Consider the following 6905-nt stretch of genomic DNA (forward strand, 5'->3'; position numbering starts at 1 on the left):
AACTCGCGCTTCGCGCAGAAGTCGCGGGAATGAGAGATAGCGCGCGCCGCCGCGGCGCGGTCCCTAGATTCGCGGCATCCGGTCGACGACGAACGTCGGCCGCTGACGAAGGAGTCGAGATGCCCCCTGTTCCCCTCGGTCTCGTCGCGGCCGCCGCCGACGACGGCTACGATCTGGCGTTCACGCCCTCGGACGGTGTGCTCGTCGTGCTCGGGTTCACGATGGTGCTGACCTTCATGGCGCTGATCATGACGCGCCGCCTGACGCCGATGGTCGCGCTCATCGTGGTGCCGACGATCTTCGGCCTGTTCGCCGGTGCCGGTCTCGGGCTCGGCGACATGATCATCGACGCGATCAAATCGATGGCGCCGACCGCGGCGCTGCTGATGTTCGCGATCATGTACTTCGGCATCATGATCGACGTCGGGCTGTTCGACCCCCTGATCCGCGTGATCACGCGGGTGCTGGGGGACGACCCCGCGAAGGTCGTGCTCGGCACGGCGCTGCTCGCCGGGGCCGTGTCGCTGGACGGCGACGGATCGACGACCTTCATCATCACCACCTCCGCGATGCTGCCGATCTATCTCCGGCTGGGGATGAGCCCGGTCGTGCTCACCTGCGTGGCGGGGCTGATGAACGGCACCCTGAACATCGTGCCGTGGGGCGGGCCGACGGTGCGCGCGGCATCCGCTCTCTCGCTGGAGCCCACCGACATCTTCGTGCCGATGCTGCCCTCGCTCGCGACGGGTCTCGTGATCTCCCTCGCCTTCGCGTGGTTCCTCGGCCTGAGCGAGCGCCGGCGCCTCGCCGGCGTGGTCGACACCACGCGGATCGAGGCGACCCGCGGCGACGGCATCTTCGGCGCGCCGCGCCTGTTCCGCGGGGCCGAGCCCAAGCCGGGAGCCGCGGCGACGCTGCGCACCGGCAACATCGTGACCGTGCGCGGCGCCCGCGAGGCCGTCGCGGCGACCGCCCTCGTGGATGCCGTCGACACCGCCATGGCCGACACGATGCTCGATCCGAACCGGCCCACGCTGCGCCCGCGGCTCATCTGGTTCAACCTCGCGCTGACGGTCGCGGTGATGGTGCTGCTGATCCTGGACCTGTTCCCGCTGGCGTTCGTCTTCATGGTGGGAGCGGCGATCGCGCTGATCGTGAACTTCCCGAAGCTGAAGAGCCAGGCCGACGAGATCGTCGCCCACGCCCCGTCGATCGTGGGCGTGGTGTCGATGGTGCTCGCCGCGGGCGTGCTCGTGGGCGTGCTCAACGGCACGGGCATGGTGACCGCGATGGCCTCGTGGATCACCTCGGTCATCCCCGCCGAGCTGGGCCCGTTCCTCGCCGTGATCACGGGAGTGCTGTCGATCCCGTTCACGTTCTTCATGTCGAACGACGCCTTCTACTTCGGCATCCTGCCGGTGCTCGCCGAGAGCGCGTCGCACTTCGGGATCGCGCCCGTCGAGATGGCGCGGGCCTCGATCACCGGCCAGCCGGTGCACCTGCAGAGCCCGCTCGTGCCGGCGATCCTGCTGCTCGTGTCCCTCGCGAACGTCAACCTCGGCGACCACCACAAGAAGGTGCTGTGGCGGGCGACGCTCGTCTCGCTCGCGATGCTCGCGGTCGGCGTCCTGGTCGGGGCGATCCCCTTCGCCGGCTGACCGCTCGTCCGTCCGGCGCGGCCGGCGGGGGTCAGCCCTCGTCGGCCGCGTCGGTCGTGTGCGGGCGCACGCGGACGATGTTGGTGGTCTCGTCGATGTCCGCGACGGTCGGGTGCGCCTTGACGAAGTCGGAGAACGACCGGTGGCCGAGAGCCTTCTCGCTGAACGAGGGGTCCATCCGCTTGAGGAGGTTCTTCACGGCCGACAGATGCACCCATTCGTCGTCGGTGCGCTCCTGCTCCAGCCGCAGGGCGCGGCCCAGGAGCTCGGCCGTCGGGTCCTCCGCCTTCTTGCGGCGGCGGGAGGACGTCGTGGCCGCGGCATCCGTCTTCTTCTGTGCGGTGGCGGCCGCCGCGGGCGGAACGACGCCGGGCAACGAGTCGTAGGCGTCGAACTGGTCGCACGCCGCGGCGAGCGACTTCGCGGTCGACCCGGCGACGCCGACCCCGACGACGACCCGACCGAGACGCTTGCAGCGCTGCGCGAGCGGCACGTAGTCGCTGTCTCCCGCCACGATGACGACGTGGGTGAGGTCGGGCAGGCGGAACATGTCCTCGACCGTGTCGACGGCCAGGCGGATGTCGGCGCCGTTCTTCGCGTACGCGGCGGCCGGGAACAGCTGGACGAGGTCGACGGCGCGCGCGACGAGCTGCGAGCGGTACAGCGCGTTCACCGGCGACGACCAGTCGGCGTAGGCCCGCGTGAGCACCAGGGTGCCGAAGGATGCCGCGTAGTCGATGATCGCGCCGACGTCGATCGTCGCGTCCTTGAGGCGCTGGGCGATCTCGGGCGCGTCGGGGTCGGCGATGATCTTCTGCCGGTCGGCCGCGTACGAGTTGCGCCCGTGCACGCGGTCGTACCAGCTCATCACGATGTTGTCGAAGTCGAGATACACCGCGACGCGGTTGCCCTGCAGCTCGGCCATGTCAGCGCCCCTTCGGGTAGGTCACGCCGAGCTGGGCTCGCACGCCGTCGAGGGCGGCCATGATCGCGATCGACTCGTCGAACGGGAGGAGGTCGCTGTCGGTGCGTCCCGCGCGCAGCAGCGCCTCGGCGTACAGAGCCTGGAACTGCATGCCGCGCCCGTCGACGGTGGAGCGGTACTCCTCGATGACCGTGCCGTCGGTCGCGGTCACGCGGAAGGAGGTGGGCTCGTACCACACGCGGTCGATGTCGATGCGGGCGGCCGTGCCGATGACGTGCGCCGCGTTCGGTCCGGCGGCGCGCGAGCTCGTGACGAGCGACGACACCGCGCCTCCTTCGTGGACGGCGGCGATCGCGACCTCGGTGTCGGCGCCCGTCTCGCCGAGCCGACCGACCGCGCGCACCTCGGTCATCGGTCCGAGCACATCCCATGCGAAGGAGACCGGGTAGATGCCGAGGTCCAGCAGGGCACCGCCGCCGAGCTCGAGGGCGTTCAGGCGGTGGCCGGGATCGAGCGGGAGCGACTGGGTGTGGTCGGCCACGACCGTGCGCACCTCGCCGATCGTCCCGTCGGCGATGAGCTCGCGGATGCGCACCATGTGCGGCAGGTACCGCGTCCACATCGCCTCCATCGCGAGCAGTCCGCGGCCGGCCGCGATGTCGCGGATCGCGACGGCCTCGTCGGCGTCGAGCGTCACCGCCTTCTCGATGAGGACGTGCTTTCCGGCCTCGAGAGCGAGGACGGCGTGCTCGCGATGATGACTGTGCGGCGAGGCGACGTAGACGATGTCAACCTCGGGGTCGGCGACCAGCTCCTCGTACGAGCCATGGGCGCGGGGGATGCCGTGCTCCTGCGCGAACGCCTCCGCGGACTCGGCGCGACGCGAACCGACCGCGGTGACCGTCAGCCCCGCGGTCCGGAGATCCTTCGTGAAGGCGTGGGCGATGCCGCCCGTCGCCAGGATGCCCCAGCGGACGGGGGCGCCGGGGATCGGGGAGGCGGCGCCGGGGCTGCCGGGAGCGATGTCGGTCATGCCTCGAGCCTATCGGCGGCCGCGTAGGCTCGAGCCGTGAGTGCCGACAACGCCGCCTCGATCGCCCGGTTCCGTGAGCTGCTGCAGATTCCGACCGTCTCGCATGCCGACGAGGGCCTCATCGACTGGGAACCCTTCGACCGGCTGCTCGACGCGGTTGTGCGCCTGTATCCGGCCCTGCATGCCGTGCTGGAGCGCGAGGTCGTCGACGGGCATTCGCTGCTCTACCGCTGGCCGGGCTCCCGCGGCGGGGCGGACCCGCTCGTGCTGATGGCGCACCTGGATGTCGTGCCGGTGGTCGAGCAGGAGTGGGATCTCCCGCCGTTCGCCGCGGAGATCGCCGGCGACGGTGCGGATGAGGCCATCCACGCGCGCGGAGCGATCGACGACAAGGGCGCGCTCGTCGCCATCCTCGAAGCGGTCGAGGCGCTCATCGCCGACGGCTTCTCACCCGATCACGACGTCTACCTCGCCTTCGGGCACAACGAGGAGACCGCCGGCGGGGGCGCCCGGGCGATCGTCGCGCTGCTGCGCGAGCGCGGCGTGGAGCCCGGTCTCGTCTTGGACGAGGGCGGCGCCGTCGTGGAGGGCGTCGTGCCGGGGATCTCGGTGCCCACCGCGATGGTGGGTGTCGCCGAGCGGGGCGTCATGACGCTCCGTCTCACCGCCCGGGAGGGCGGCGGGCACGCGTCGACGCCGCCGGCCTTCCCGGCGACGGCGCGCCTGGCCCGGGCGATCGACCGCATCCACCGGCATCCGTTCCCCGCGCGCATCGCGCCGCCGGTGCGGGCGCTCTTCGCCACCCTCGCCCCGCACGCCGCTCAGCCGCTGCGGACGGTGTTCGCCAATCTGGGCCTGCTCGCGCCGGTGGTGGCGCGGGTCTTCCCCCGGCTCGGGCCGGAGATGAACGCGATGGTGCGCACCACCGCCGTCGCCACCGAGCTGTCGGGCGCCCCCGGCGAGAACGTCCTCGCGACGACCGCGCGCGCCGCGGTCAATGTCCGCCTGCTCACGGGCGACACGGTCGCCTCCGCGACGGCGCGGATCCGCCGCGTCGTCGCCGACCCGCATGTCGAGGTGGAGGTGCGCCACGGGTCCGATCCGTCGCCGGTCTCGCCGTGGCGCGGACAGCCGTGGCGGCGCATCGCCGCGGCGGTCCGCGAGACGCTGGGCGAGGAGGTCGTCACGACGCCCTACATCCAGCTCGGTGCGAGCGACAGCCGGTGGTTCACGGCCATCAGCGCGCACGTCTACCGCTTCACGCCGTTCCACCTCACGCGCGCCGAACGCGACGCCCTGCACTCGCACAACGAGCGCATCCGGGTCGCGTCGTGGCTGGCCGGCATCCGCTTCTACCGGGCCCTCATCGCGGCCAGCTGAGCCGGGAGGGTCAGGGCACCAGCACGATCTTGCCGTCGGCGCCGGCGGCGACGAGCCGGTGCGCCTCCGCGGCCTCGGCCAGCGGCAGCCGCGGTCCGAGCTCGATGCGGAACCGTCCGGCCGCGAGGAGGGCGACCGTGACCGGGACGGCCTCGGCCCGCCACGCTTGCTCCTGCGCCGTCAAGGGCACGGGGCTGCCGCCGCTGAAGGCCCGGATGCCGAGGGCTGCGGCATCCTTCCCGCGCACGAGCGTCGCGATGCGGCGATGGTCGGCGACGAGCTCGCGTGACTGCTGCAGTGCGTCGTCGGTGCCGGCGAGGTCGATGGCGACCGTGACGCCCTGCGGCGCCATCCGGCGCACGTCGTCCACCACGGCGGCGCCGTAGGGCAGGGGATGCGCGCCGAGCGCCCGCACCCGGTCGGCGCGACGGTCGCTCGTCGTCGCGAGCACCGTCGCGCCCGAGAGCACCGCGTGCTGGATGGCGGCCTGCCCGACGGCTCCCGAGCCGCCGTGGATGAGCACGGTGTCTTCGGCGCCCACCGCGAGCGAGCGGAGCGTCTGGTACGCCGTCCCGACGGGGATGCCGAGGGCGGCCCCCTCGGCGGCCGACACCTGCGGGGGACGTGGTGAGACGTGCGCGGCGGAGGTCGTCAGCGCGCTCGCGTAGGTGCCGGCGGCGCCGAAGACGACCACGGGGTCGCCGACCCGGAAGCCCTCGACCTCGGATCCGACCGCCGTGACGATGCCGGCGGCATCCGAGCCCAGGCGGCGCGGCTCGACGATCGGGTCGGATGCGCGCAGGCCCGAGCGCAGCTTGTGGTCGATGGGATTGACGCCGACCGCCTCGATGCGGACGGTGACCTCGCCGGGCCCGGGGGCGGGCACCTCGACGTCGGCGACGGTGAGGACCTCGGGTCCTCCGAACTCGGTGTACACGATCGCGGTGCTCATGCGGGATGCAACGGCCCCGCCCGGCCCGTATTCCGCGCCGGGGCGGCCGGATCAGGCGCTGAGCGCCTTGGTGATGCGGGGGAGCGAGACCGGCTCGGCGGTGCCGAGCGCCTGCGCGAACAGGCTCACCCGGTACTCCTCCAGCAGCCACCGCGCGTGCGTCAGCGCCGGCGTCGCGTCGGCGGGCAGGGGCAGCGTGCCCCCCGCGTCGGCGTAGAGCGCGGCGGCGCGCTCGAACTCGGTCAGCCGCTGCCGGTCGCGGCCGGGGTTGTCGGCGAGGGTCCGGACTCGTTCGAGCGCGCCCTGCAGGTAACGCGGCAGGTGCCGGAGGCGGTCGAGACCGGACCGCGACACGAACCCCGGGAAGATCAGTCCCGCCAGCTGCCCCTTCACGTCGCCCAGCGCGGTGAGCAGCGTCATCGAGTTCTGGCCCTTGATCGCCCTGTCGACGTCGCGCTGGAGCGTGAGGATGCGCGCCGTGAGCGACACCGCCTGGAAGAGCTCGTCGACCACGGCGGCCGAGAACGCGTCGCGGACGGCCGCGAACTGCTCCGGCGTGCGTACGCCGCCGGGGGCCACGCGGTCCCGCACGGCGTCGGCGACCGCGACGCGCGCATCCTCGATGAGAGCCTTGGCCGACGGGTACGGGGACGCGGCCAGCGAGAGCTTCTCGGCCGCGGTGAGGTGATCGAGCACGTAGGCGCTGGGGGAGGAGACGGCCAGCAGCAGCAACCGGCGCACGCCGGCATGGGTCAGGCGTTCGGCCCGTTCCGGCGTCGCCTCGATGCGCAGGGCGACGGCATCCTTCTCGTCGACGAGAGCGGGGTAGCCGCGCACGACGCCGCCGGCGACCTTGGTGTCGACCACCTCCGGCAGCGTGCCGAGGTCCCACGTGAGGATGCCGGTGCGCTCCGCGAGAGCGGGGGCCGCGGCGGCCGCGGCGGCGGGCGGCGCGCC

General features: G+C 72.6%; 6 protein-coding genes. 2 read left to right on the plus strand and 4 right to left on the minus strand.

Annotated features, from left to right (window positions below; translation table 11 throughout):
• Positions 1-119 precede the first annotated feature (119 nt).
• The gene (locus L0965_RS05950; protein WP_101305976.1) at positions 120-1658 is read left to right on the plus strand and encodes a CitMHS family transporter; all 1539 of its coding nucleotides are present in this window, start codon (positions 120-122) and stop codon (positions 1656-1658) included.
• A gap of 31 nt (positions 1659-1689) precedes the next feature.
• Here L0965_RS05950 and L0965_RS05955 read toward each other — a convergent pair whose 3' ends face one another.
• Entirely contained in the window at positions 1690-2583 is an 894-nt protein-coding gene (locus tag L0965_RS05955; RefSeq protein ID WP_101305977.1) for an NYN domain-containing protein, read from the minus strand.
• Position 2584: 1 nt separating this feature from the next.
• A complete protein-coding gene (locus tag L0965_RS05960) occupies positions 2585-3616 on the minus strand; it encodes a Gfo/Idh/MocA family protein (protein ID WP_060959418.1) in 1032 nt (343 codons plus the stop codon).
• Positions 3617-3652: 36 nt separating this feature from the next.
• Between L0965_RS05960 and L0965_RS05965 the strand changes: the two genes are divergently transcribed.
• Positions 3653-4996: a M20/M25/M40 family metallo-hydrolase gene (locus tag L0965_RS05965; RefSeq protein WP_101305978.1), complete on the plus strand. Its 1344-nt coding sequence runs from the start codon at positions 3653-3655 to the stop codon at positions 4994-4996.
• Between the two features lie 10 nt (positions 4997-5006).
• Here L0965_RS05965 and L0965_RS05970 read toward each other — a convergent pair whose 3' ends face one another.
• Both L0965_RS05970 and L0965_RS05975 read right to left on the minus strand, forming a co-directional pair.
• A complete protein-coding gene (locus tag L0965_RS05970) occupies positions 5007-5948 on the minus strand; it encodes an NADP-dependent oxidoreductase (RefSeq protein WP_101305979.1) in 942 nt (313 codons plus the stop codon).
• Between the two features lie 51 nt (positions 5949-5999).
• A partial coding sequence (locus L0965_RS05975; RefSeq protein ID WP_234057952.1) for a DUF3418 domain-containing protein occupies positions 6000-6905 on the minus strand: 906 nt, incomplete at its 5' end.

It is taken from the genome of Microbacterium sp. NFH-22A-Y, assembly GCF_021401375.1.
Taxonomy (GTDB): Bacteria; Actinomycetota; Actinomycetes; order Actinomycetales; family Microbacteriaceae; genus Microbacterium; species Microbacterium hominis.